Origin of the sequence: Bacillus cereus group sp. MYBK227-1 (assembly GCF_051916325.1) — a bacterium.
Lineage (GTDB): Bacteria > Bacillota > Bacilli > Bacillales > Bacillaceae_G > Bacillus_A > Bacillus_A cereus.
This window is the reverse complement of the sequence record NZ_JBQAGK010000003.1, coordinates 190293-212345: the sequence shown is the minus strand read 5'-3', so window position 1 is coordinate 212345 and position 22053 is coordinate 190293. Positions and strand designations below refer to the sequence as shown.

Genomic DNA, 22053 nt, shown 5'->3' with positions numbered 1-22053 from the left:
TAGCTCACTCTTTTTTCATTGATTTACAGTAGATATTTTCTTTAATGCCTGCTCTAAATCAGAAACGATATCCTCCCACGATTCTAAACCGACTGATAAGCGTATTAAATTATCGAAAATGCCCATTTCTTTTCTTAGTTCAGCTGGAATCGCAGCGTGCGTCATCGTTGCTGGATGCTGAATTAACGTTTCTGTATCTCCTAAACTCACCGCAATTGTAATAAAGTGAAGATCATTAATAAACGCTTGCGTCTCTTCTTTTCCGCCTTTTACTGAAAAAGAAATAACACCGCCCCCGCGTTTCATTTGACGAGATGCTAACTCCCCTTCTGGATACCAAACACCTTCTACCGCATCATGTTTTCTTAGGAACGATACAATTTTTTCTGCATTATCACAATGACGATCCATTCTTACTGCTAACGTCTTTAACCCGCGTAATAATAACCACGCATCAAACGGTGCCATAATACCGCCGATATCCTTTCGCATCGGGCGAATCTTTTCAGCTAATGCTTTCGTTTTACAAATTGTTACGCCTGCTACAACGTCACCGTGACCACCAATATATTTTGTCGCACTATGCACAACAGCGTCACAGCCAAGCTCAAGCGGTCTTTGTAAATAAGGTGAACAAAATGTATTATCAACAATAACAAGTAAGCCATTTCGCTTTGCAACCCGAATCACTTGTTTTAAATCAATTAATTTCATTGTCGGATTAATCGGTGTTTCAACGAAAATAAGCTTTGTATTTGGGCGAATTTTATTTTCAATATCAACCTCTGTCTCCATATCACAAAACGAATGCGTAATCATAAATTTTTCTTCTAACACTTCTAAAAAACCGTACGTGCATCCATATAATCCATTTGAACAAATAATATGATCTCCAGCTTTTAGAAAACCGATTAACGTTGCTGAAATAGCTGCCATACCAGATCCGAAGGCAAGTGCTTCTTCTCCTCCTTCTAACACCGCCATACGTTCTTCAAATAATTTCACAGTTGGATTTCCAAGCCGTGAGTAAATATAAGATGGATCCACTCCCGCAAAACTCGCCTCTCCTTGCTGCGCAGTCTCAAATGTAAATGTAGAAGTTTGAAATAAAGGTGGTGTTAAACTTCCTTTATGTTCCTCAGGTGTATAACCGTAATGAATTAACGCTGTCTCCATATGCTTCTTTTTCATAAAAACATCCCCCTTATGTTTTTATTGCCGCATATTCATCCATAAAAATTTGATGAACGTTTTCCTTCATTTTATGTAAGCGTTTTATTTGTGTTTCTATCTCTTCTTCTATATTGTTTTAAATTCCTTCTTATATTAATTTCCAAAATTTATATGCATAAAACAAAAACGTACTCGCTTGACGAAACTCTGGGTAAAAGATATAATAGCGTTTGTGTAAAATAAAAAGGCAGCCTTGTAATGTGAGTTTATCGTTTGTATTTTGTTCCTCTACGGAGGTGTATCTCGTAACTCCCTGCTGCTGGAGCGAAGGTACATGAAAACAAAATGCCCGTAAATATCGATTACGTCTGTTTTTATTTTACGTAAATAAAAACATTTTTAAAGGAGGAGTCAACTATGGCTCGTTATACAGGTCCAGCTTGGAAACTGTCTCGTCGTCTTGGAATCTCTCTAAGCGGCACAGGAAAAGAATTAGAAAAACGCCCTTACGCACCAGGTCCTCACGGTCCTAACCAACGTAAGAAACTTTCAGAATACGGTTTACAATTACAAGAGAAACAAAAACTTCGTCACATGTACGGCATGACTGAGCGTCAATTCCGTCGCACATTTGACCAAGCAGGTAAAATGCCTGGTAAGCACGGCGAAAACTTCATGATCCTTCTTGAAGCTCGTCTTGACAACTTAGTTTACCGTATGGGCTTAGCTCGCACTCGTCGTGCAGCTCGCCAATTAGTAAACCACGGTCACATCATGGTTGATGGCGCTCGCGTAGATATCCCATCTTACCGTGTAAAACCTGGTCAAACTATCAGCGTTCGCGAAAAATCTAACAGCCTTGTTGTTGTTAAAGAAGCGATCGAAGTTAACAACTTCGTACCAGAATACTTAACTTTCGATGCTGACAAATTAGAAGCTACTTACACTCGTCACGCTGAGCGTGCTGAGTTACCAGCTGAAATCAACGAAGCATTAATCGTAGAGTTCTACTCTCGTTAATGACAAAAAGCCAATCCTGTGGATTGGCTTTTTTCGTTTATATATAAAATAAAATTATTTATTTTCCTCTTTTTGAACATATACATAAGCATCTTTCTGCTCTTTATGTACATCCACCTTCGAATTCTCTGCAAGCTGACCCGCATTTAGCAAAGAAAAAATAATGAGCGCTTCTAGTGACATTTTGTTTTACCACTCCTTTCTATTTGTTATACATTTATCATACCGCTTACATGTGATTTCCGTATGAACTCGAAAAGGAGATTACAACAAAAAGGTTACAGGCCTATGAATGCACGCTATAATAACCATTAAATAGGAGGTGGATTCTTTTTGACAATAAACCAAATGGTTCAACTCGGAAGTTCATTTATGCTATTTATTACTTCAGCACTGATGAGTTGGTATCAAGGGAGTAATTTAATAGATAATCCTGATGAATGGAAATATAGCGCTAAGTTTACGAATTACTTCAAAGGCACCGTTTCAAATTACCAAGATATTTATCAAATCGATTTCTTTATATATGCAGCAAAATTTTATCCAACAGCATTTATCGTTATGCTAGTTAGTTTACTTTATATGCTCATATTAATTCTTTATATTCTATTTTCAAAAAAAGATCCGGCGATTTAAATCCATACATAAAAAACCCCGAATCATAAACTTTTCAGCCTATAATTCGGGGTATTATTTGTTTATATTCGTTTCTAATTAGTAACGAATTAAGAAATATTTCTTTTTACCGCGGCGAATGATTGTGAATTTACCCTCGATGCGGTCGTTTTCTGTTACAACGTAGTCTAACGCTTGTATACGCTCACCGTTTACGTAGATTGCGCCGTTCGTTACATCTTCACGTGCTTGACGTTTTGATGGAGAGATTTTACTTTCTACAAGTAAGTCGATTAATACTGTATCTTCTGCAGTACGTTCTACAGATGGTACGTCTTTGAATCCTTGTTCGATTTCGCTTGCAGTTAGTTCTGCTACAGAACCGCTGAATAATGCAGCTGAAATTTTGATTGCTTGCTCTAATGCTTCTTCACCGTGAACAAGTTTTGTCATTTCAGAACCTAATGCTTTTTGTGCTGCACGTTTTTCTGGCGCTTCAGCTACTTGCTTTTCAAGCTCAAGAATTTCTTCATGAGATAAGAATGTGAAGTATTTTAAGTATTTAACAACATCGCGGTCATCTGTGTTAATCCAGAATTGGTAGAACTCGTAAGGAGTTGTTTTCTCTGGGTCTAACCAAATTGCGCCACCTTCTGTTTTACCAAACTTCGTACCGTCAGATTTAGTAACAAGTGGAATTGTTAAACCGAATGCTTTCGCATCTTCTTCTGATTTACGGATTAATTCAAGACCCGCTGTAATGTTACCCCATTGGTCACTACCACCGATTTGTAGGCGACAATTATGGTGTTGGTATAAGTTTAAGAAGTCGTATGATTGTAAAATCATGTAACTGAACTCAGTGAATGAAATACCAGTTTCTAAACGAGATGCTACTGTATCTTTTGCTAACATATAGTTTAAACCGAAGTTTTTACCGATATCGCGTAAGAATGAAATTACATCTAAGTTACCAAGCCAATCATAGTTGTTAGCCATTGTTGCTGGGTTGTCCACGTTTTCAAACTCTAAGAAGTTTGAAAGTTGGTTTTTAATGCTTTCTGTGTAGTAAGCAACTGTATCTTTCGTATTTAATGTACGCTCTGCTTTTTTACCACTTGGGTCACCGATCATACCAGTGCCACCGCCAACAAGTGCAATTGGTTGGTGACCAGCTAATTGGAAACGACGTAACATTAATACTGGTAACATATGACCAATGTGTAAGCTATCTGCTGTCGGATCGAAACCACAGTATAATTTAACGCTTTCTTTTTCTAATAATTGCTCAAGTCCCTCAGCATCTGTTTGCTGATTAATTAGACCGCGAAATTCAAGATCTTGTAAAATACCCATATCCTACATACTCTCCTTTAAGTTCATTACTGGCGTGAAGGTTGAAAACATAAAAAAATCGCCCCTTCAAATAAGGGACGATTTTGATTATCGCGTTACCACCCTAGTTGCAGGCAAAAAAAAGCCTACCACCTTATTTACATAACGGCTTAGCACCGTCTTTTCCCTTTTGAATACAATTCAATCGAAAAAAGATGCTCTAGGGGCGTAATTCGCGATCATCTATGTGCTGATTTTCACCGGCCATCAGCTCTCTAAAACAGGGAAATGATCACTACTTCTCCCTTTCCACGCTCAATTATTCATATACTTTTCTTTATACCATCATTTATATAGGCATGTCAAATAGAGGTCAGGTTTCCCTTCTTGTCAATCCTTTACAACACCATAAAGAGTATCGTAATAAGAGAAAGAATTGGAACCCCAACTAATAACGATACATGAAACACAATCGATAAATCATTCCCAATGGTCGCCTCCACAGGATCTTTCGTTGGGGAACCAAGAAACCCGATTAATCGATCGAATCGACTTACCGTTTTTGGAAAGTCTGGTATTTCTACATGATCACTATCTAAATGTTGCTTTAACTTATATTCACTCTTAAAGGGATTTTCGCTCAATTTCGTCCACCTCCAGCAATTGTTTCAATTTCTTTATCCCGTTATGAAGTCTCGATTTCACCGTTCCAATCGGAATGTTTAATATCTCTGCAATTTCTTTTTGCTGCATGTCATGATAATAAGAAAGGATTAGGACCGCTCTTTGCTCTTCTGGAACTTTCAAAATTGCTTCTCTTACTGTGAGCCGATCTTCGTGAGAAAATTCTTTTTCCGGAATCGGCACTAAAAATGGCAAAAGCGTACGCCACTTTTTTCTCCTATTTAATTTATTAATCATAAGACGATAACCAATTTGAAATAAATACGTTTTTATTTTACCTTTTTCAAGTTCATACATATGTTTCTTACGCTCTAGCGTCAAAAACGTATCTTGCACAAGATCGATACTTAATTGTTCATCTCGGTTCAATCGATATAAAAATGTGTATAGCGCTGGTTTGATTAAAACATATAGTCTTTCTCCCGCTTGTTTATCTCCACTTTGATACGCAAGCATGAGCTCCTCCTCAATCCCAATCTGCGCCATGATTTTTGATCTCCTTTATTCCTTTTAACGTTAATGAAATACGGGAAATTAAATATGCAATCGCAATAAAAATCCACAATTGTGATTGATTTGTAAAAAATTGCACATATGGGTTTTGAATCGTAAATCCCATTGCAACTAAAGTATTTAACGCTTGCACACATATGCATGCATACAACGCAAGGCAGACAGAAATAGTGTCAAATACATTCCAGCGAAAATACACTTTTGTTTTTGTAAAATCAATTTTATATCCATTTTTCCGTACTATATGTTTTCTATCAAATGGAATAATGATTGAAAACAGAACACTCATTATAACTCCAGCTGTAAGCATTGATACTCTATATCCAATTGGTATCGGTAAGAAAAGACCACAAGAAAATACGACTATAATTCCAAGTAAAGCAAAAGCAAGAAGTAATTTATTAGACATATAAAAGCCTCCCTCATCTATTCTTTCATAAATGTATACAGACGAGGAAGGCACTTCGTTCAAATATTATTTTAGTTTTTTTATAATCTTTGCAGGATTCCCGCCAACTACTACATTATTAGGCACATCTTTCGTTACGACAGCACCAGATGCGATCACCGCATTGTCTCCAATTGATACACCGGGATTAATAATTGATCTTCCGCCAATCCATACGTTATCGCCAATTGTAACTGGTTTTCCGTATTCTGATCCGCTTATGCGCTCTACTGGATCAAGCGGATGTGTTGCTGTATAAATGTGAACACCTGGAGCTAACATACAGTTCACTCCGATTGTTACCGGGCATACATCTAAAATCGTACAGTCAAAGTTCGCGTAAAAATTTTCGCCAACGTGAATGTTATAGCCGTAATCACATCTAAAAGAAGATTCAAGATGAATATTATCTCCTGTCGTTCCGAATAATTCTTTTACGATTTCGCTACGCTCTTTCAATTGCTCTTCTGGCGTATCATTTAATTTTCTCGTTAATATACGTGCTTGCTCTCTTTCTTGTACTAAAACTGGATCAGCCGGTATGTACATTTCTCCTAGTATCATCTTTTCCTTTTCTGTTTTCATCATACTATCCCCTTTAACTTATATATACAAGTTCATGATATCATAAAAAAGAAAGGCCTGAACATTTTTCGTTCAGACCTTTCCCTCTTAATCTTCCATCGTTGATAAGTCACCTGTTGGTAAATTCAGCTCCCACGCTTTTAATACGCGGCGCATAATTTTACCACTTCTCGTTTTCGGTAATTTATCTCTAAATTCAATTTGTCGTGGCGCTGCATGAGCTGCTAGGCCTTTCTTTACAAATTGACGAATTTCTTCTTTTAATTCATCAGATGGTTCGTATCCTGCTCGAAGTGCGATAAATGCTTTAATAATTTCGCCGCGCACCGGATCAGGAATACCAATTACACCAGCTTCTGCAACAGCAGCATGCTCGATTAATTTACTTTCTACTTCAAACGGACCAACGCGCTCACCTGACGTCATAATTACATCGTCGATACGTCCTTGGAACCAGAAGTATCCATCTTCATCCATATAGGCAGAGTCACCTGATACGTACCAATCTCCCGGCATGAAATAAGATTCATATTTTTGCTGGTTATTCCAGATCCCGCGCATCATAGATGGCCAACCTTTCGCAATTGCTAAGTTACCCATTGTGTAAGGAGGCACTTCATTTCCTTCATTATCAACAATCGCTGCTTTCACACCTGGAATTGGTTTACCCATTGAACCTGGACGGATTTCCATACAAGGGTAGTTACAAATTACTTGTCCACCTGTTTCTGTCATCCACCACGTATCATGAATACGAAGTCCAAATGCATTCATACCCCAGCGAATTACTTCTGGATTTAACGGCTCACCAACGCTTAATACGTGACGAACTTGTGATAAGTCATATTTTTTAATTGCGTCTTGTCCAGCTCCCATTAACATACGGAATGCTGTTGGTGCGCTGTACCAAACCGTCACACCGTAATCTTGCAGTGCTTCATACCAAGCTTCTGGACTAAAGCGTCCACCTAAAATAATATTTGACGCTCCAACTAACCACGGTGCGAAAATACCGTAAGCTGTTCCAGTTACCCAGCCCGGGTCAGCAGTACACCAATATACATCGTCTTCTTTTAAATCTAATACCCACTTCGCCGTTTGATAGTGCTGAACCATTGCGTTTTGCGCATGAAGCACACCTTTTGGCTTACCAGTAGAACCAGACGTGTAATGTAGAATCAAACCGTCTTCACGGCCTAACCATTCAATATGTAATTCTTTTGAAGCTTGTTCAAATAACGGATTGAACGCTACCGTTTTACCGCCTTCTTCTACATTATCTCCAACAAGGAAAACTGTTTTTAAAGCCGGTAAATCATTTAATGGTACGCGCTCTAATAATTCAGGCGTTGTAATTAACACCTTTGCTTCGCTATCTTCTAAGCGATCGCGAACTGCGCCTTCCATAAATGCTTCAAATAGCGGTCCAACAATTGCTCCTAATTTCACTGCACCTAAAAGTGCGAAATATAACTCTGGAGAACGTGGCATAAAAATAAAAACGCGATCGCCTTTTTCTACATCGCCATAATTCTTAAGGACGTTTCCTGCTTTATTAGAAAAATCCTTCATTTCCTTAAATGTATATTTCTCTTTTCGCGATCCATCTTGATAATAAAGAGCTACTTTATTCTTTCGATCGGATTTCGCATGCTTATCAATTGCCTCATACGCCATATTTACTCGGCCTGTTTCATTCCAAGTAAAGTTTTTATTAACCTCTTCCCAGTTAAAATTCGCGTATGCCTCATCATAATTCGGCAAATTATTTTCTCCTTTAATGACAGGAAGCGTTTCTACTTTCATACTTTACATCCCCCTCCTATGTATTCTATTATCTATTATAATGACATTATTTAAAATTTTCAGTATATTTGTTGATTTTTAGACAAATTTTTAATGACAAATTTCGATTCACATCGCATATATTATAAAGTACGATATTAATAGATTCACAAACCCTCAAGGTGGTGAGCAATACATTGATTCATAAAAAAATATATAATGCTAGAAACTTAAAAACAGCGAAAGGCACTTTAATTATTGAAGGTCCTGTCTCTACACATAACTTAGAAATGTATGAGTTTCATCCAGACTTAATTGCGTTTCGTCCTGCCGAGCAACAATATAAAGCAATTGTCGAAATTTCTAAATTACCAGAAGCTCGTCTCATTATTGCTAGACATGACCAAACAATTGTTGGATATGTTACATACTTGTATCCTGATCCACTTGAACGATGGTCAGAAGGAAAAATGGAAAACTTAATTGAGCTTGGGGCAATTGAAGTAGTCCCAGCCTTCCGCGGGAGTTCTGTCGGAAAGAACTTACTAGAGGTTTCTATGATGGACGATTATATGGAAGATTACATTATATTGACGACTGAATATTATTGGCACTGGGATTTGAAACAAACAGGTTTGAATGTGTGGGAATACCGAAAAGTAATGGAGAAGATGATGAATGCCGGCGGGTTACAATGGATGGCTACAGACGATCCTGAAATTTGTTCACATCCTGCCAACTGTTTAATGGTCCGCATCGGTAAACGCGTTGATACGGATTCTATTCAAGCTTTTGATCGTCTACGTTTTCACAATCGTTTTATGTATTAATAAAGGGGGCAACTGGAATGATTGTAGAAGAAATTATGAATCAAAATGTAGTTACATTACATCCAAACGATACAATCGAAACAGCAATCCGAACGATACGCACGAAAGGCATTCGGCACATTCCAATTGTCGATCAAAATAATCACGTCGTAGGCATTATTTCTGATCGGGATGTAAGAGATGCAAGTCCATCTATTCTAGATGAACAAGTTTCACTCGATATGCTACAGCAACCTCTCGAACTTATTATGAAACATCCTGTTATGACTTGCCATCCTCTCGATTTCGTTGAGGAAATTGCTACTTTATTTTTTGAAAATAAAATTGGCTGTCTTCCTGTTACAAAGGCCGGGAAGTTAGTTGGAATCATTTCTGAATCTACAGTATTACACACGTTAGTAAAATTAACAGGAGCACATCAACCAAGTTCGCAAATTGAAATTCAAGTAAAAAACGAACCTGGTATTCTTGGAAAAGTCGTTGCTATTTTTAGTGATTTACAAATAAATATCGTGAGTGTTCTCGTCTACCCAGCAAAAGATGAGAATGATAAAGTACTCGTTTTCCGCATTCAAACGATGAATCCTCTAAAAGTGATTGATGCACTTGAAGCAGAAGGCTACCGCGTATTATGGCCAAACATCATGGGGATGCAGGCATGAGTAGCGCGTTTATTTATTCGGATGACTTCCGGGGCTATTCATTTAGCCCTGATCATCCTTTTAACCAACTGCGCGTCACACTTACGTATGATTTATTACAAAAGGGCGGTTTCATCTCTCCCTCTCAAATCATCTCACCACGGACGGCTACAGATGAAGAAATCGCCTACGTTCATACAGAGGAGTACATAAATGCGGTAAAACGTGCTGGAGAAGGAAAGTTAGAAAAATCAATTGCAATGACATATGGACTCGGAACAGAAGATACACCGATGTTCCCAAATATGCACGAAGCAAGCGCATTGCTCGTTGGTGGTACGTTAACAGCTGTCGATGCTGTTCTTTCCGGAAAAGTAAAACACGCACTTAATTTGGGCGGCGGCTTACATCACGGCTTTCGCGGCAAAGCATCTGGCTTTTGTATTTATAACGACAGTTCTATCGCAATGAAATATATTCAAAAGAAATACGGTTTACGCGTCTTATATATTGATACAGATGCTCATCACGGTGATGGCGTACAGTGGTCGTTTTATGATGACCCTAACGTATGCACAATTTCATTACATGAAACTGGTCGCTATTTATTTCCTGGAACTGGCGCTGTAAATGAACGCGGACAAGGTAATGGCTATAGTTATTCTTTTAACGTTCCACTCGATGCTTTTACAGAAGATGAATCGTTCTTAAAATCATATCGAACTGTTGTAAAAGAAGTTGCAGCGTACTTTAAACCGGATATTATTTTAACGCAAAATGGTGCTGACGCACATTATTATGACCCACTTACACATCTTTGTGCGACAATGAATATTTACCGTGAAATACCGAAGCTCGCTCGTGAAATTGCAAATGAATATTGCGACGGTCGCTGGATCGCTGTCGGTGGCGGTGGCTATGATCACTGGCGCGTCGTTCCAAGAGCTTGGGCACTCATTTGGCTCGAAATGAACAACATCCAAAACATCTCAGGTTATCTCCCTCCAGAATGGATTGAAGCTTGGAAAGGACAAGCAGAAACAGAACTTCCCCTCACATGGGAAGATCCAGACAACATGTATAAACCTATCCCCCGTAAACCAGAAATTGAAGAAAAAAACGCATTAACTGTAGCGAAATCCCTTGAAATTATTCGGAATAATATGACAAAATCTTTGTACTAAACGAAAAGGAGGCTCGTTTTTGAATAGCCTCCTTTTATTTATTGTCGGTTTCTGTCGGTAAGTCGATATATTTTAATAATCGCTGATATATTTCGAAATGCGCCGATATATTTTCATTTCATAACAGCCTGGCCCAACTTTTATGAGAAAAGGTAGTGATATTATGTGGAAACGACAAATGATCCACACGAAACGTGGTACATTTGAACTCTTTACAAAAGGAGATGGCGAATCGCTTTGTATTACACATCACTATTCACAATTTAATGAAACTGGTGATTACTTTGCGGATGTTTTTACTGCTACGCATCATGTATTTCTCATTAATTTACGAGACGCTGGTAACTCGTTAAAAGCCAATTCAGAAAAAGAATTAAGCATGATTGAAACAATCCACGACTTGGAAGCCATACGAGAAGCATTACAACTTCCAACATGGCATTTCGCTGGCCATTCAACAGGTGGTATGCTTGGACTTTTATATGCAATTACATATCCACATTCCTTACAATCATTAGTCGTAGCAGGAGCTGCAGCAAGTAACTATACCGAAACACCATTTTGCATTTATTACCCAGCACATCCACAGTTTCAATATATGCAAAAACTCATCGAAAACTTAAAAAGCCCTCACCTTACAAGTGAAGAACGGAAAGAACTATCTACTGAGAGAACAAAATTATCATTGTATAAACCAGAAAACTACAACTCTTATTTTTGTAAACCAATTAATAAAACAATGTCCGTTAGCCGGATGAATGCTTTCGCCAATGAATATCCTTCATTTGATTTAAGAGAGAATTTACCTTTCATCCAAACAAAGACCCTCATTACATGTGGAAGACATGATGTACAGTGCCCGATTCAGTATTCTATCGAGATACATGATGGAATACGTAATTCTATCTTCATTCCATTCGAAAATAGCAACCATTATCCTTTTTTAGAAGAAGCTGCTCAGTTTACTTCTACTACTCAAACATTTTATAAATCGTTACGCCAGTACCGTTATTATTAAGAAAACCTAAACACTGACAAAAAGCTCATAGCCTCTATACGACTATGAGCTTTTTTCAAAAGAAATATTTCACACTAAAAACAACTAAAAAAACAAAAGAAATAACCACTAAACCCACATCAAGTAATACCGACTTTTTATCTCTATCTTTTAAACTTACCTTAGAGCTAGAAATGCTTTTAATTACCCAAAAGATCGCAAAAAAGAACCAACCGAAATGATCATTCGTAGAATCTTCATCATAAAACATTTGTATTGCACCAATAATCAATAAGATAAGTACGATATTAGTTCCAATCTTTAAAGTCTTATTTGATTTATTATCTTTTAATATATCCCCCAACATATAGCTCGCTCCCTATGCTCTCCTCTGTTTTGTTTCTCTTTACATTTTAACACAAATTACCTATTTCTTCCTTTTCATTCGAATAACATACAAAAAACCTGCCAATTACTCGGCAGGTATATTACACGTTAAAACGATAACCAGCTCCCCATACTGTTTCAATATATTGCGGGTGAGCAGGATCTCTTTCAATTTTTTCACGTAGCTTTCTAATGTGGACGACAACAGTGGCTAAATCACCAGCGGAATCTAATCCCCAAATGCGTTCAAATAACTGTTCTTTATTTAATACTTGGTTTGGATGTGTGACAAAGAATGTTAATAAATCAAATTCCTTCGTTGTAAATGCCACTTCTTCATTGTTTATAAAAACTTTCCTCGCTCGTTGATCGATAGAAATTCCGTGAATATATAACGTATCGCGTTGCTTACTTACATTTCCTAATAATCTTTCATAACGAGAAATATGTGCTTTTACTCTTGCGACTAATTCACTCGGGCTAAACGGCTTCGTTATATAATCATCCGCTCCTAATCCGAGTCCGCGAATTTTATCTATATCTTCTTTTTTTGCTGAAACAAGTAGAATCGGAATATCTTTTACAGCACGTATTTGTTTACAAATTTCGAATCCGTTCATTTTCGGAAGCATAATATCTAAAATAATTAAATCATAGTCTTCTTGCAAGGCTGTTTGTAAACCTATTTCTCCTGAATGCTCTACATCAACTTGGAAATCATTAATTTCTAAATAATCTCGCTGTAATTCTGCAATACTTACTTCATCTTCTATTAATAAAATTCTTTTCAATTTACTCACCACATTCCTCTACTTTTTCCAATGAGAAGAAAATGCTTGTGCCTTTACCAAGCTCGCTTTCCGCCCAAATTTCCCCGCCATGTTCTTCAACAATTTGCTTCGCTATTGCTAAACCAAGTCCACTTCCACCTGTGCTAGAATTCCGCGATTGTTCTGCACGATAAAAACGTTCAAAGATATAAGGTAGCGTATCAGATTCTATACCTGATCCGTTGTCCATCACTTTCACAATAACTTTATTATTATCACTCGATACTATTACAGTAATTTTCTTCTCTTCTTTATCCATGTATTTCACACTATTATGAATTAAATTTGATATAACTCTATTGATTTTTTCGCAATCAGCCGTTACATATAGTGGTGATGCATGTAATTGTAAGTTAACTTCTATACCTTCTTTACTTAAATCCATTTGCATCTCTTCGATTAACTCTTGCATAAACGTATTCAATTCAACCGTTTCAAACTGAAAGGGAACTCGATTCAAATCGAGCTTTGAGAATAAAAATAATTCATCAATAAGTGTATCCATATGTCTTGCTTTCGTATGGATAGTTGTTAAATACTTATCCATTTTTTCTGGCGTATTTGCTACCCCGTCCTTTATTCCTTCTACATATCCGATAATTGATGTAATCGGTGTTTTTAAGTCATGAGAGATGTTTGAAATAAGCTCTTTTCTATTTTCTTCATACTGTGTTTGCATCTCTATCGATTCTTTTAATCTCTTCCTCATTTCCTCAAATCCTTGATTTAATTGCCCTATTTCATCGTGTGATGTAACTGGTATTTGAAAATCTAAATTTCCTTCTTTAATTTTCTCCGTTGCGCCTTTCAATACAAAAATTGGTTTTATTACACTTCTTGAAACGAGGTAACTTAATAATCCAATGAGTAAAATGGCTAGTAGTAAGAGAGATACAAATAAGATTGGAAATAATTTTTGTGTAAGATCTACAAATGAACTTTGCTTTTTTAATACAAATATACTTCCCTCTTCTTCCTGAGGAAAATAAAAATCAAACTTTACATATCGATAAAATGTATCGCCTAGTTCCGTTGTACCACGACTATTAATATTTGCTGATTCAAATTTCGGAAGGGCTTCTTTTAAAGATACACTTTCAAATACGTTTGAAGCATATGAAAGTGTTTCTCCTTTTCTTACTACTATTTTCACACCCTCTTTTTCTATTGCTGAGACAAACGACTCATCTAACAATTGAGATTGATGCTGTTTAGCTGCTGACTTCAACTCAAGATAGGCATTCTCTTCTTCTGGTGTAAGCGGCTTTTGAATATAAGAACTTTTATAGAAATTTTTCACTGCTTCCAAGTCACCTGTTATCGAAAAAACGATTAAAAATCCCGCGACTAATATAAGCGTAATGGAAACGAGGATAACAGCAATATAAGAAAATAAAAACCTTGTTTTAATAGACATATCTTAAATCCTCACTTTATCAAACCTTATTATTTATAAGCATAAAAATATATGTTCAATTACTCAAGCGATTTTATAGTAATTTTAGCGTCAGTTTATAAAAATTTAATGTTCCTATTTTACAGTTGAAATTAGGAGGTTGAAATTCCATGTTCAAAAAAACATTCAGTATGATATGTTGCGTAATTTTTTTACAAGGATGCTCGCAAGAACAAGAAGTAAAAAAGGAGATGGCAAACATGGAGACTGCACTACTAGCAGCTACTGAAAAAAATGAAACGAATACTGTTATATCTTTACTAAAACAAGGCGCAAATATAAATGCGACGGATAGTCAAGGACGCACTCCGCTTATGATTGCTACATACAAAAATGATGTAAAAACCGCAAAGGCGCTTATCAAAGCCGGTGCTGACGTAAATATTCAAGATGACATGAAAAATAATCCCTTTCTATACGCCGGTGCGGAAGGTTACTTAGACATTTTAAAACTAACAATTGATGCTGGTGCAGATCCTACGATTACAAATCGTTACGGCGGAACAGCTCTTATCCCAGCTTCAGAACATGGCTATATTGACGTCATAAAAGAACTCCTCACTCGAACAAATATTGATGTAAATCATGTAAATAACCTGGGATGGACAGCTTTAATGGAAGCCATCGTACTAAGTAACGGAAACGAAACACAGCAACAAGTCATTCGCCTTCTTATTGAGCACGGTGCAGATGTAAATATTCCAGACAATGATGGTGTTACCCCGCTAGAGCATGCTCGCGCTCATCACTTTGAGGAGATAGAGAAGATTTTGTTAGAAGGCCGTAAGTAAAAAGCTAATTTTTGCCTTCCTCCCCCACCCTATGCTACATTTAAGCCGTTACATTAATATTAATAGGGTGGGAATAAACATGAACAAACCTAAAATTGGGATGATTGGACTTGGAAGTATTGCGCAAAAGGCCTATCTTCCAACACTTACAAAAGAAACTGATTGGAATTTTGTAGGGGCGTTTACACCTAACGCAGAGAAAAGAAAACAAGTTTGCCAGCAATACCGAATTCAAGACTTTCATTCTATTGAAATGTTAGCTTCGGAATGCGATGCAATCTTCGTTCATAGTTCAACTGCATCGCATTATGAAATCGTTTCTGAACTTCTAAAAAAAGGGATCGACGTTTATATTGATAAACCGCTAGCAGCTACAGTGGAACAAGCTGAGCAACTAGTCGAGTTAAGCGAGAAGTATAACCGAAAATTAATGGTCGGATTTAATCGCAGATTCGTTCCTATGTATGTCGCTGCCAAAGAACAGGCTAATGATATTTCATGGATTCGAATTGAAAAGCATCGTACAAATAAAGTCGGGCCATATACGTACGACTTCACTATGTTAGATGATTATTTACACATTGTAGATACCGCTCGCTGGTTAGCTAATGATGACCTTAACGCCGTTCACAATATGATGCAAATCAATGAAAAGAATGAACTTCTTTACGGACATCATACATATACAACTCCAAGTGGACTGTTACTTTCTACTGCAATGCATCGCCATGCCGGTACAAATTTAGAACAAATTGAACTTGTAACGCCAGGGAAAATCATTCGCGTAAAAAATATGAATACATTTGAAATTGAACAGGAAAACTCAGTTTCACAAAGTGGTTCCCCATCATGGGATACGACGTTAAAACAACGTGGTTTTGAAGATGCTGTTCATCATTTTATTAAGTGTGTACAAGGCGATACAAAGCCTGTTGTAGATGGATTAGAAGGATTAAAAACGCAGCAAATGCTACAATCTTTACTAGATGATGTAAACAAAAATTAAAACGGATACATTTTTCAGAATTTACTTTCATTCCCATTCCCTCTTTATTTCTCTCGTAAATTTCTATAGAATATGTTGATAGGAATTATAAATTTCATAATGAATCGTGGAAAGGATGGGATTAACACATGTGGAACGAGTTTAAAAAATTCGCTTTCAAAGGGAATGTCGTTGATTTAGCTGTCGGGGTTGTAATCGGTGCTGCATTCGGTAAAATCGTTAGTTCTTTAGTAAAAGATATCATCACACCATTACTTGGTATGGTATTAGGTGGCGTTGACTTTACAAGTTTACACTTTGGATACGGTAAATCTGCTGTTATGTATGGTAACTTCATCCAAACAATTTTTGACTTCTTAATTATCGCAGCTTCTATCTTTATGTTTGTTAAAGTTTTCAACAAACTAACATCTAAAAAAGAAGAAGAAAAAGAGGAAGAAATTCCAGAACCAACAAAAGAAGAAGAACTTCTTGGCGAAATTCGCGACTTACTAAAACAGCAAAACTCTTCTAAAGATAGAGCATAATTGAACGGATAAAAAGGCATGTCCCGAGGGGACATGCCTTTTCTATATGCTATAACGTTTCCGAATTCATATGAATAAATAAAATAATACCAGCAACCATAAGTACCATAATGCTACCTGCAAATAGTGTAATACCAATAAACATTAAACTTGTGCTCATATCTACTGATACACTTTCAATAAAAATAGAAATTACATACGTGATAAGGGCAATTCCTGCAAGAATACTTCCTGGAACAAATCGCTTTAAACCATTTTGTTTTAACGTCATATATGCAAAAATAGCAGTCATACAAAGCGTAATTATCCAAAGAACGATCATCTCTTTTCCCCCCTCACAAGCCTTTTCTTTCTATTATACATGACATTGCCCTATAATAGTTAAATTTGCACTTATGTGACATATAACAAGGAATAGCCCCATCTATAGCGAAGGCATTATAACATACACTTATACAATAAGGAGGCTTTCATTTGGAATATACTACTACATATAAATTATAGCTATCCGAACGATTCGATTATGTTACGATTGACTTAGACAAACAGTTTTTTTACATCGAAGTTGTAAATTTACAAAGTAATATAACTGTACTAAAAATATCAATTAACTTGCAAAAAGACGAAACGATGGTAGAGGGAAATATAATTCATTATGATACTTTTCACGTAGATGCATTATTACAAGGATTGAAATATGTTGCTCGAACATGTATTGATCACAATTTAAAAAATCAAAAGGAACTGTTTGCATTTTTAGAAGAAAATTAGCTCTAACAAAAAAATGGTTATTTTTTCTTTTTATTGATATAATTGTTATATAGAAATATTCTTTATAAGGGAGTGTTCATAATGATTTGGATTTCACTAATCGTATTAGCTTATTTCATCATTCTCGTCCCAATACAGTACAACTACATTAAAATGCTCAAAGAAAAACAGAAAAAAATGAGTGTCTCACAAAACGAACTATATGACAACATGTCTTATGAAGAATCCCAAGTACATTACCATTATCAAAGTAACGTATTTACAATACCTGCTTCGCTTGTCGCAAGTATTATTTATAAAGTGAACCATGCAGCATAATATGTACGCTGTAAAATTATTGTTTGAGTCTGTTCATTCTAGTGAGCCTGATTCTACGAAAATTGATGAGCATTATGAAGAGAATCACGATACACTTTTTGAAGAAAGTATTATTCTTGTTAAAGCAAACAGTTTGGAAGAAGCTCATGCACTAGGTGAACAAATCGCTATACAGTCTGAGCATACGTACGATAATATGTACGGCGAGCAAATAACATGGACGTTTCGAAAACTATTGCATGTGTTTGAATTAGACGATACCCCATTTGAAACTGGAAAAGAATTGTATGCAAGATTTTTACACGTTAAGAAAGACGAAATGGTAAATGCAGTCGTACAAAAATACTATCCTGAATACGAATAAAAGCTCACAGCAATCGCTGTGAGCTTTTTTATACTTACTTCGTTGAATCTCTAAATTGGATACGGTGAGGTAAGATAACAGTGTGATCTTCCACTTTTTCTTTGTTCATATACTTTGTTAATAGACGCATTGCTACTGCACCGATATCATACATCGGTTGAACAACTGTTGAAAGCTGCGGACGAACCATTAATGCAAGGCGTGTATTATCGAAACCAAGTACTTCTACGTCAGTTGGTACGTTTAATCCAGCGTCTTGTGCTGCATGGATTACACCTAGTGCCATTTCATCAGAAGATACGAAGATTGCTGTTGGCTTTTCATCATTGCTCCAAAGCTTTTCGAATGCTTCGATACCTGAGTCATATGTGTAATCTCCATCGATTACAAGATTTTCATCATATGAAATACCTGCTTCTTCTAAAGCTTTTTTGTAACCTTGTAACTTCTTCGCGCTTCCCGCTTTATCAATGAAAGGACCAGAGACGAAACCGATACGTTTATGTCCTTGCTCGATAAAGTGCTTCATTGCATCATAAGCTGCTTGTGTATAATCAATATTTACTGATGGCGTTTCATTTTGCTCATCAAATGATGCTGCTAATACAATTGGTACTGGAGATTTTTTAAATTCTTCAATGTGAATGTCTGTAATATCTTCACCCATGAAAACAATTCCGTCCACTTGTTTTCCAAGCATCGTATTTAATAAATGGAACTCTTTCTCTTTGTTTTGGTCAGAGTTACTTAAAATGATGTTATATTTGTACATTGTTGCGATATCTTCAATTCCACGAGCTAGTTCTGCATAAAACGTATTTGAGATATCAGGAATAATAACACCTACTGTAGTTGTCTTCTTACTTGCTAGTCCACGTGCTACCGCATTTGGGCGGTATCCTAAACGATCAATTGCTTCTAATACTTTCTTTCTTGTTGTAGGCTTTACATTTGGGTTACCGTTCACAACGCGTGATACGGTAGCCATTGAAACGTTCGCTTCACGCGCTACATCATATATTGTTACGTTCATCTCATCGCACACTCCTTCTATTTTTGTTATCTATTTTTATGTATCGGTTACTTGAATGAAAAAAAGACATCAACTCTATTTGCAGATGCCACCAATCGTCCCGAGTTCTTCCTTTTACTAATGATACGATAAAAACGCAGGCTCATACAATATTTTCCCGCAAAAGTTTCGAAAAAATTCGCTTCTTTTCTCGTATTTTCGTATTTTTTATGAAAAAAGGGCATTTTTTGTAAAAAAATAGATGTTTCCTTAGTAGAAATCTTATTTTAAGCAGTACGATAGTAAATGAAATTTATATCGGCGATTTTTCGAATATATCGACTGTAACTCGAAATATATCAGCGATTTTCCAAATATATCGACCGCAACTCTAATTATATCAGCGATTTTTTAAATATATCAACTTACCAACAAAAATCGACAATGACAGTCGCTATACAATAGGAGAAAGCTGTTCCAAAATGCCTTTTTGGAACAGCTCATTAAAAGTTTTTATAATTTACTTCCAAATGATTTTAATTCATTCATAAAATCATTGAACTGCGGTATATTCATTTGTTGCGCTGCATCAGATAAAGCTACAGCTGGATCTGGATGTACTTCAGCCATAATTGCGTCTGCACCAATTGCCATCGCTGCTTTTGCAGTTGGTAAGAGAAGGTCACGTCGCCCTGTAGAATGCGTTACATCGACAACGACAGGTAAATGTGTTTCTTTCTTTAAAATCGGCACAGCGGAAATATCAAGCGTATTACGCGTCGCTCTTTCATACGTGCGAATACCTCGTTCACATAAAATAATGTTCCCATTTCCCTTTGCCATAATATATTCTGCCGCATTAATGAATTCTTCAATCGTTGCTGATAGACCACGTTTTAATAATACTGGTTTATTCACAGCACCAGCTGCCCTTAGCAAATCAAAATTTTGCATATTGCGAGCACCAATTTGAATAACATCAACGTAATCTAATGACATCTCAATATCATTCGGATTTAAAATTTCACTAATGACAGCCAAACCATATTCATCTGCTACCTGGCGCAAAATTTGTAATCCCTCTAATCCAAGACCTTGAAAATCATACGGTGAAGTACGTGGTTTAAACGCACCACCACGCATTAATTTCAGACCTTGCCCTTTCATTGCTTCAGCAACTTGACGTACTTGTTCATAACTTTCCACTGCACACGGTCCCATAATAAAATGCTGATTTCCGTCACCAATTTTTTCACCATTAATTTCAACAATCGTATCTTCTGTTTTTTTCTTACGAGAAACAAGTAATGCTTTACGATGATCGTCTTCTTGTAATTCTAAACCAGCTTGAAAAATTTGTTTGAAAATATGTTGTAAAGTCGAAGTTTCAAATGGACCATTATTATTCTCTGCAATTAAATCCAGCATATTTCTTTCACGTACAGGATCAAAACGTTTCACACCTTGTACTTCTTTTAAATTACCAACTTCTTGTACGAGACGACCTCTTTCGTTTAGTAACTCTAATATTTGTAAATTAAGTTGATCAATTTCAGAACGTAAACGACCTAATTGTTGTGATGCCATAAGAAAGCCACCTCTTTCAAATTCCTATATGTTACTTTTTTAAGATAATTTATTATAGCTGATACATATACGATTGTCACACGATATACAGCAAGGAATTACTATCAAAAAACATTATATATTTTCATTTAAAATAAAAAAAAGACAGTTTACATACTGTCTTTTTTTACAAGAAGGAAACAAACGGTTTATCACTGTTTTTCTCTTTTATAATAACGGCCTCAATTTTACTCTCAGACTTGATCTGTAATTGTACTTTCGCATCTTTAGGCAATTTGTCTAACATGCCTTGAGCAGCTAATTGGGTAAGAGCCATTAATTCTGTTTTACCGTTATATTTAATAACAATATTCATATTTAATGTATCCATTTGATCTTTCTTATAAGAAACTTTAGCGTTGACTGGAATAAAATCTCCATTAGAAAAACCTTTTATTTCCTTAGCAAAGTTATTTATTTTTGTATTATCTTCTCCATGTGCTTGTGTAAATTCATCAGAAGGATATGAATACGACTTTTCATCGATCGTACTCCAATTTCCAAGGTTCGTATCATTCTTTTGAACAGTAGCACTAGCAATATACGTACCATTTTTTAAAGAACTTGTACTTTCTTGCTTAAAGATAGCAAACGTAATTGGAGATTTGTTATATTTATCATTTTTGTTAATAGCTTCAATAAGTTGTTTAGCAACTTCAGTCCCTTTAGACATAGCCTCTTCATTCGATACACTTGAAGACATAGCTAAGCCAATCATAACACCAGATAAACTTAATTCATTTGAATTCTGTTTTCCGAAATAATCTTGTTCTATAATATTTGTCAAAACTGGCGCTTCTACTTTCGCAACTAGTTCATCAATTAGTTTCTCTGGAATATACTGGTTTAATTGCAGTACGTGACTCTCTGTATCAAATTGCTGCGTTGCAATATTTATTAAACCATTTTCATACTCTGCTAAATCTAATTTAGAATTTGTTTTTATATTAGCTGTATTAATAACCTTTTGTTCTTTTAAAGGAATAACAGTTCTATAATAATCTTTAGAAACAGCAGTTCTCGGAATCATACTTTTTTCTTTTGTATCTTTTTGTATAACTTCATCCTTCTTACTAATCGTATTACTATTGTTACTACAAGCTCCCAGTAATAAACTTACGACTGCGAAGGATAATGCCATTTTCTTCATTACTT

The 22053-nt window shown here is 36.1% G+C and carries 26 protein-coding genes, 1 pseudogene and 1 other annotated feature; of the genes and pseudogenes, 12 read left to right on the top strand and 15 right to left on the bottom strand.

The window, feature by feature from the left end:
* Positions 1–15 precede the first annotated feature (15 nt).
* On the bottom strand, positions 16–1191 hold the full coding sequence (megL, locus tag ACTFRM_RS14360) for a methionine gamma-lyase (RefSeq protein WP_000726616.1): 1176 nt from the start codon (positions 1189–1191) through the stop codon (positions 16–18).
* 399 nt (positions 1192–1590) lie between these two features.
* Between megL and rpsD the strand changes: the two genes are divergently transcribed.
* Complete coding sequence (rpsD, locus tag ACTFRM_RS14355) at positions 1591–2193, top strand: 30S ribosomal protein S4 (RefSeq protein ID WP_000135315.1); 603 nt, start codon at positions 1591–1593, stop codon at positions 2191–2193.
* Positions 2194–2247: 54 nt separating this feature from the next.
* On the opposite strand, the gene ACTFRM_RS14350 is transcribed toward rpsD, so the two are convergent.
* Positions 2248–2376 (bottom strand): hypothetical protein, encoded by a 129-nt coding sequence (locus tag ACTFRM_RS14350; protein WP_000050944.1) that lies wholly within the window; start codon positions 2374–2376, stop codon positions 2248–2250.
* 165 nt (positions 2377–2541) lie between these two features.
* Here ACTFRM_RS14350 and ACTFRM_RS14345 point away from each other — a divergent pair, with 165 nt between their 5' ends.
* Positions 2542–2829 (top strand): YjdJ family protein, encoded by a 288-nt coding sequence (locus ACTFRM_RS14345; protein ID WP_002198228.1) that lies wholly within the window; start codon positions 2542–2544, stop codon positions 2827–2829.
* Positions 2830–2907: 78 nt separating this feature from the next.
* Here ACTFRM_RS14345 and tyrS read toward each other — a convergent pair whose 3' ends face one another.
* The 6 genes from tyrS to acsA form a co-directional block, all read right to left on the bottom strand.
* The gene (tyrS, locus tag ACTFRM_RS14340) at positions 2908–4164 is read right to left on the bottom strand and encodes a tyrosine--tRNA ligase (protein ID WP_000512080.1); all 1257 of its coding nucleotides are present in this window, start codon (positions 4162–4164) and stop codon (positions 2908–2910) included.
* Positions 4165–4234: 70 nt separating this feature from the next.
* Positions 4235–4464 (bottom strand) — a binding site (T-box leader).
* A gap of 77 nt (positions 4465–4541) precedes the next feature.
* Positions 4542–4787, bottom strand: a complete 246-nt coding sequence (locus ACTFRM_RS14335) for a hypothetical protein (protein ID WP_001293787.1) — start codon at positions 4785–4787, stop codon at positions 4542–4544.
* Positions 4768–5313 carry an RNA polymerase sigma factor gene (locus tag ACTFRM_RS14330; RefSeq protein WP_440043425.1) on the bottom strand — a complete coding sequence of 182 codons (546 nt, stop codon included), beginning with the start codon at positions 5311–5313 and terminating at the stop codon, positions 4768–4770. Before ACTFRM_RS14330 ends, ACTFRM_RS14335 begins: the two co-directional genes overlap by 20 nt.
* Entirely contained in the window at positions 5294–5749 is a 456-nt protein-coding gene (locus tag ACTFRM_RS14325) for a hypothetical protein (RefSeq protein WP_078186239.1), read from the bottom strand. The genes ACTFRM_RS14330 and ACTFRM_RS14325 overlap by 20 nt, the downstream gene beginning before the upstream one ends.
* Before the next feature lie 66 nt (positions 5750–5815).
* Positions 5816–6376 (bottom strand): maltose acetyltransferase domain-containing protein, encoded by a 561-nt coding sequence (locus ACTFRM_RS14320; RefSeq protein WP_002164418.1) that lies wholly within the window; start codon positions 6374–6376, stop codon positions 5816–5818.
* Positions 6377–6460: 84 nt separating this feature from the next.
* Positions 6461–8179, bottom strand: a complete 1719-nt coding sequence (gene acsA / locus ACTFRM_RS14315) for an acetate--CoA ligase (RefSeq protein WP_440043423.1) — start codon at positions 8177–8179, stop codon at positions 6461–6463.
* A gap of 176 nt (positions 8180–8355) precedes the next feature.
* Between acsA and acuA the strand changes: the two genes are divergently transcribed.
* From acuA to ACTFRM_RS14295, 4 genes are all read left to right on the top strand, one after another.
* Entirely contained in the window at positions 8356–8988 is a 633-nt protein-coding gene (gene acuA / locus ACTFRM_RS14310) for an acetoin utilization protein acetyltransferase AcuA (RefSeq protein WP_000581388.1), read from the top strand.
* 17 nt (positions 8989–9005) lie between these two features.
* Positions 9006–9650, top strand: a complete 645-nt coding sequence (locus ACTFRM_RS14305; RefSeq protein ID WP_000634583.1) for an acetoin utilization AcuB family protein — start codon at positions 9006–9008, stop codon at positions 9648–9650.
* Positions 9647–10813, top strand: coding sequence for an acetoin utilization protein AcuC (gene acuC / locus ACTFRM_RS14300; protein ID WP_000092832.1), 1167 nt, complete (start codon positions 9647–9649; stop codon positions 10811–10813). Before ACTFRM_RS14305 ends, acuC begins: the two co-directional genes overlap by 4 nt.
* Before the next feature lie 142 nt (positions 10814–10955).
* Entirely contained in the window at positions 10956–11831 is an 876-nt protein-coding gene (locus ACTFRM_RS14295) for an alpha/beta fold hydrolase (protein WP_426866799.1), read from the top strand.
* 55 nt (positions 11832–11886) lie between these two features.
* Here the strand turns inward: ACTFRM_RS14295 and ACTFRM_RS14290 are convergent, their stop codons facing one another.
* From ACTFRM_RS14290 to ACTFRM_RS14280, 3 genes are all read right to left on the bottom strand, one after another.
* Positions 11887–12177 (bottom strand): hypothetical protein, encoded by a 291-nt coding sequence (locus ACTFRM_RS14290; protein WP_000900161.1) that lies wholly within the window; start codon positions 12175–12177, stop codon positions 11887–11889.
* A gap of 121 nt (positions 12178–12298) precedes the next feature.
* Positions 12299–12988, bottom strand: coding sequence for a response regulator transcription factor (locus ACTFRM_RS14285; RefSeq protein ID WP_002024886.1), 690 nt, complete (start codon positions 12986–12988; stop codon positions 12299–12301).
* A gap of 1 nt (position 12989) precedes the next feature.
* Positions 12990–14444 (bottom strand): sensor histidine kinase, encoded by a 1455-nt coding sequence (locus ACTFRM_RS14280; RefSeq protein ID WP_000023874.1) that lies wholly within the window; start codon positions 14442–14444, stop codon positions 12990–12992.
* Positions 14445–14593: 149 nt separating this feature from the next.
* Here ACTFRM_RS14280 and ACTFRM_RS14275 point away from each other — a divergent pair, with 149 nt between their 5' ends.
* The 3 genes from ACTFRM_RS14275 to mscL all read left to right on the top strand — a co-directional run bounded on the left by ACTFRM_RS14275 (position 14594) and on the right by mscL (position 16807).
* Positions 14594–15274 carry an ankyrin repeat domain-containing protein gene (locus ACTFRM_RS14275; RefSeq protein WP_000474105.1) on the top strand — a complete coding sequence of 227 codons (681 nt, stop codon included), beginning with the start codon at positions 14594–14596 and terminating at the stop codon, positions 15272–15274.
* Positions 15275–15353: 79 nt separating this feature from the next.
* Complete coding sequence (locus ACTFRM_RS14270; protein ID WP_086403862.1) at positions 15354–16280, top strand: Gfo/Idh/MocA family protein; 927 nt, start codon at positions 15354–15356, stop codon at positions 16278–16280.
* A gap of 128 nt (positions 16281–16408) precedes the next feature.
* Positions 16409–16807 carry a large conductance mechanosensitive channel protein MscL gene (mscL, locus tag ACTFRM_RS14265; RefSeq protein WP_000267011.1) on the top strand — a complete coding sequence of 133 codons (399 nt, stop codon included), beginning with the start codon at positions 16409–16411 and terminating at the stop codon, positions 16805–16807.
* 49 nt (positions 16808–16856) lie between these two features.
* Here mscL and ACTFRM_RS14260 read toward each other — a convergent pair whose 3' ends face one another.
* Positions 16857–17129, bottom strand: coding sequence for a DUF3917 domain-containing protein (locus ACTFRM_RS14260; RefSeq protein ID WP_000636589.1), 273 nt, complete (start codon positions 17127–17129; stop codon positions 16857–16859).
* Positions 17130–17281: 152 nt separating this feature from the next.
* On the opposite strand from ACTFRM_RS14260, the pseudogene dhp61 reads away from it, so the two are divergent.
* The 3 genes and pseudogenes from dhp61 to ACTFRM_RS14245 all read left to right on the top strand — a co-directional run bounded on the left by dhp61 (position 17282) and on the right by ACTFRM_RS14245 (position 18260).
* A pseudogene (gene dhp61, locus ACTFRM_RS14255) lies at positions 17282–17578 on the top strand (protein Dhp61).
* Positions 17579–17659: 81 nt separating this feature from the next.
* The gene (locus ACTFRM_RS14250) at positions 17660–17896 is read left to right on the top strand and encodes a DUF3949 domain-containing protein (protein ID WP_000637903.1); all 237 of its coding nucleotides are present in this window, start codon (positions 17660–17662) and stop codon (positions 17894–17896) included.
* A gap of 1 nt (position 17897) precedes the next feature.
* Positions 17898–18260: a DUF4288 domain-containing protein gene (locus ACTFRM_RS14245; protein WP_002182963.1), complete on the top strand. Its 363-nt coding sequence runs from the start codon at positions 17898–17900 to the stop codon at positions 18258–18260.
* 34 nt (positions 18261–18294) lie between these two features.
* Here the strand turns inward: ACTFRM_RS14245 and ccpA are convergent, their stop codons facing one another.
* The 3 genes from ccpA to ACTFRM_RS14230 all read right to left on the bottom strand — a co-directional run bounded on the left by ccpA (position 18295) and on the right by ACTFRM_RS14230 (position 22048).
* Complete coding sequence (gene ccpA / locus ACTFRM_RS14240) at positions 18295–19293, bottom strand: catabolite control protein A (RefSeq protein WP_001103297.1); 999 nt, start codon at positions 19291–19293, stop codon at positions 18295–18297.
* A gap of 492 nt (positions 19294–19785) precedes the next feature.
* The gene (locus ACTFRM_RS14235) at positions 19786–20859 is read right to left on the bottom strand and encodes a bifunctional 3-deoxy-7-phosphoheptulonate synthase/chorismate mutase (protein WP_000168210.1); all 1074 of its coding nucleotides are present in this window, start codon (positions 20857–20859) and stop codon (positions 19786–19788) included.
* Positions 20860–21025: 166 nt separating this feature from the next.
* Entirely contained in the window at positions 21026–22048 is a 1023-nt protein-coding gene (locus ACTFRM_RS14230) for a CamS family sex pheromone protein (RefSeq protein WP_000738025.1), read from the bottom strand.
* Between the last annotated feature and the right edge of the window lie 5 nt (positions 22049–22053).

Bases quoted from the DNA above. Each gene is read 5' to 3' on its own strand.
- ACTFRM_RS14320 (WP_002164418.1), bottom strand. From the start codon at position 6,376: ATGATGAAAACAGAAAAGGAAAAGATGATACTAGGAGAAATGTACATA.
- ACTFRM_RS14345 (WP_002198228.1), top strand. From the start codon at position 2,542: ATGGTTCAACTCGGAAGTTCATTTATGCTATTTATTACTTCAGCACTG.
- ACTFRM_RS14230 (WP_000738025.1), bottom strand. From the start codon at position 22,048: ATGAAGAAAATGGCATTATCCTTCGCAGTCGTAAGTTTATTACTGGGA.
- ACTFRM_RS14260 (WP_000636589.1), bottom strand. From the start codon at position 17,129: ATGATCGTTCTTTGGATAATTACGCTTTGTATGACTGCTATTTTTGCA.
- ACTFRM_RS14290 (WP_000900161.1), bottom strand. From the start codon at position 12,177: ATGTTGGGGGATATATTAAAAGATAATAAATCAAATAAGACTTTAAAG.
- megL (WP_000726616.1), bottom strand. From the start codon at position 1,191: ATGAAAAAGAAGCATATGGAGACAGCGTTAATTCATTACGGTTATACA.
- acuC (WP_000092832.1), top strand. From the start codon at position 9,647: ATGAGTAGCGCGTTTATTTATTCGGATGACTTCCGGGGCTATTCATTT.
- mscL (WP_000267011.1), top strand. From the start codon at position 16,409: ATGTGGAACGAGTTTAAAAAATTCGCTTTCAAAGGGAATGTCGTTGAT.
- ACTFRM_RS14275 (WP_000474105.1), top strand. From the start codon at position 14,594: ATGTTCAAAAAAACATTCAGTATGATATGTTGCGTAATTTTTTTACAA.
- ccpA (WP_001103297.1), bottom strand. From the start codon at position 19,293: ATGAACGTAACAATATATGATGTAGCGCGTGAAGCGAACGTTTCAATG.
- ACTFRM_RS14295 (WP_426866799.1), top strand. From the start codon at position 10,956: ATGAGAAAAGGTAGTGATATTATGTGGAAACGACAAATGATCCACACG.
- ACTFRM_RS14305 (WP_000634583.1), top strand. From the start codon at position 9,006: ATGATTGTAGAAGAAATTATGAATCAAAATGTAGTTACATTACATCCA.
- ACTFRM_RS14280 (WP_000023874.1), bottom strand. From the start codon at position 14,444: ATGTCTATTAAAACAAGGTTTTTATTTTCTTATATTGCTGTTATCCTC.
- tyrS (WP_000512080.1), bottom strand. From the start codon at position 4,164: ATGGGTATTTTACAAGATCTTGAATTTCGCGGTCTAATTAATCAGCAA.
- ACTFRM_RS14270 (WP_086403862.1), top strand. From the start codon at position 15,354: ATGAACAAACCTAAAATTGGGATGATTGGACTTGGAAGTATTGCGCAA.
- ACTFRM_RS14235 (WP_000168210.1), bottom strand. From the start codon at position 20,859: ATGGCATCACAACAATTAGGTCGTTTACGTTCTGAAATTGATCAACTT.
- ACTFRM_RS14350 (WP_000050944.1), bottom strand. From the start codon at position 2,376: ATGTCACTAGAAGCGCTCATTATTTTTTCTTTGCTAAATGCGGGTCAG.
- rpsD (WP_000135315.1), top strand. From the start codon at position 1,591: ATGGCTCGTTATACAGGTCCAGCTTGGAAACTGTCTCGTCGTCTTGGA.
- ACTFRM_RS14245 (WP_002182963.1), top strand. From the start codon at position 17,898: ATGTACGCTGTAAAATTATTGTTTGAGTCTGTTCATTCTAGTGAGCCT.
- acsA (WP_440043423.1), bottom strand. From the start codon at position 8,179: ATGAAAGTAGAAACGCTTCCTGTCATTAAAGGAGAAAATAATTTGCCG.
- ACTFRM_RS14325 (WP_078186239.1), bottom strand. From the start codon at position 5,749: ATGTCTAATAAATTACTTCTTGCTTTTGCTTTACTTGGAATTATAGTC.
- ACTFRM_RS14250 (WP_000637903.1), top strand. From the start codon at position 17,660: ATGATTTGGATTTCACTAATCGTATTAGCTTATTTCATCATTCTCGTC.
- ACTFRM_RS14330 (WP_440043425.1), bottom strand. From the start codon at position 5,313: ATGGCGCAGATTGGGATTGAGGAGGAGCTCATGCTTGCGTATCAAAGT.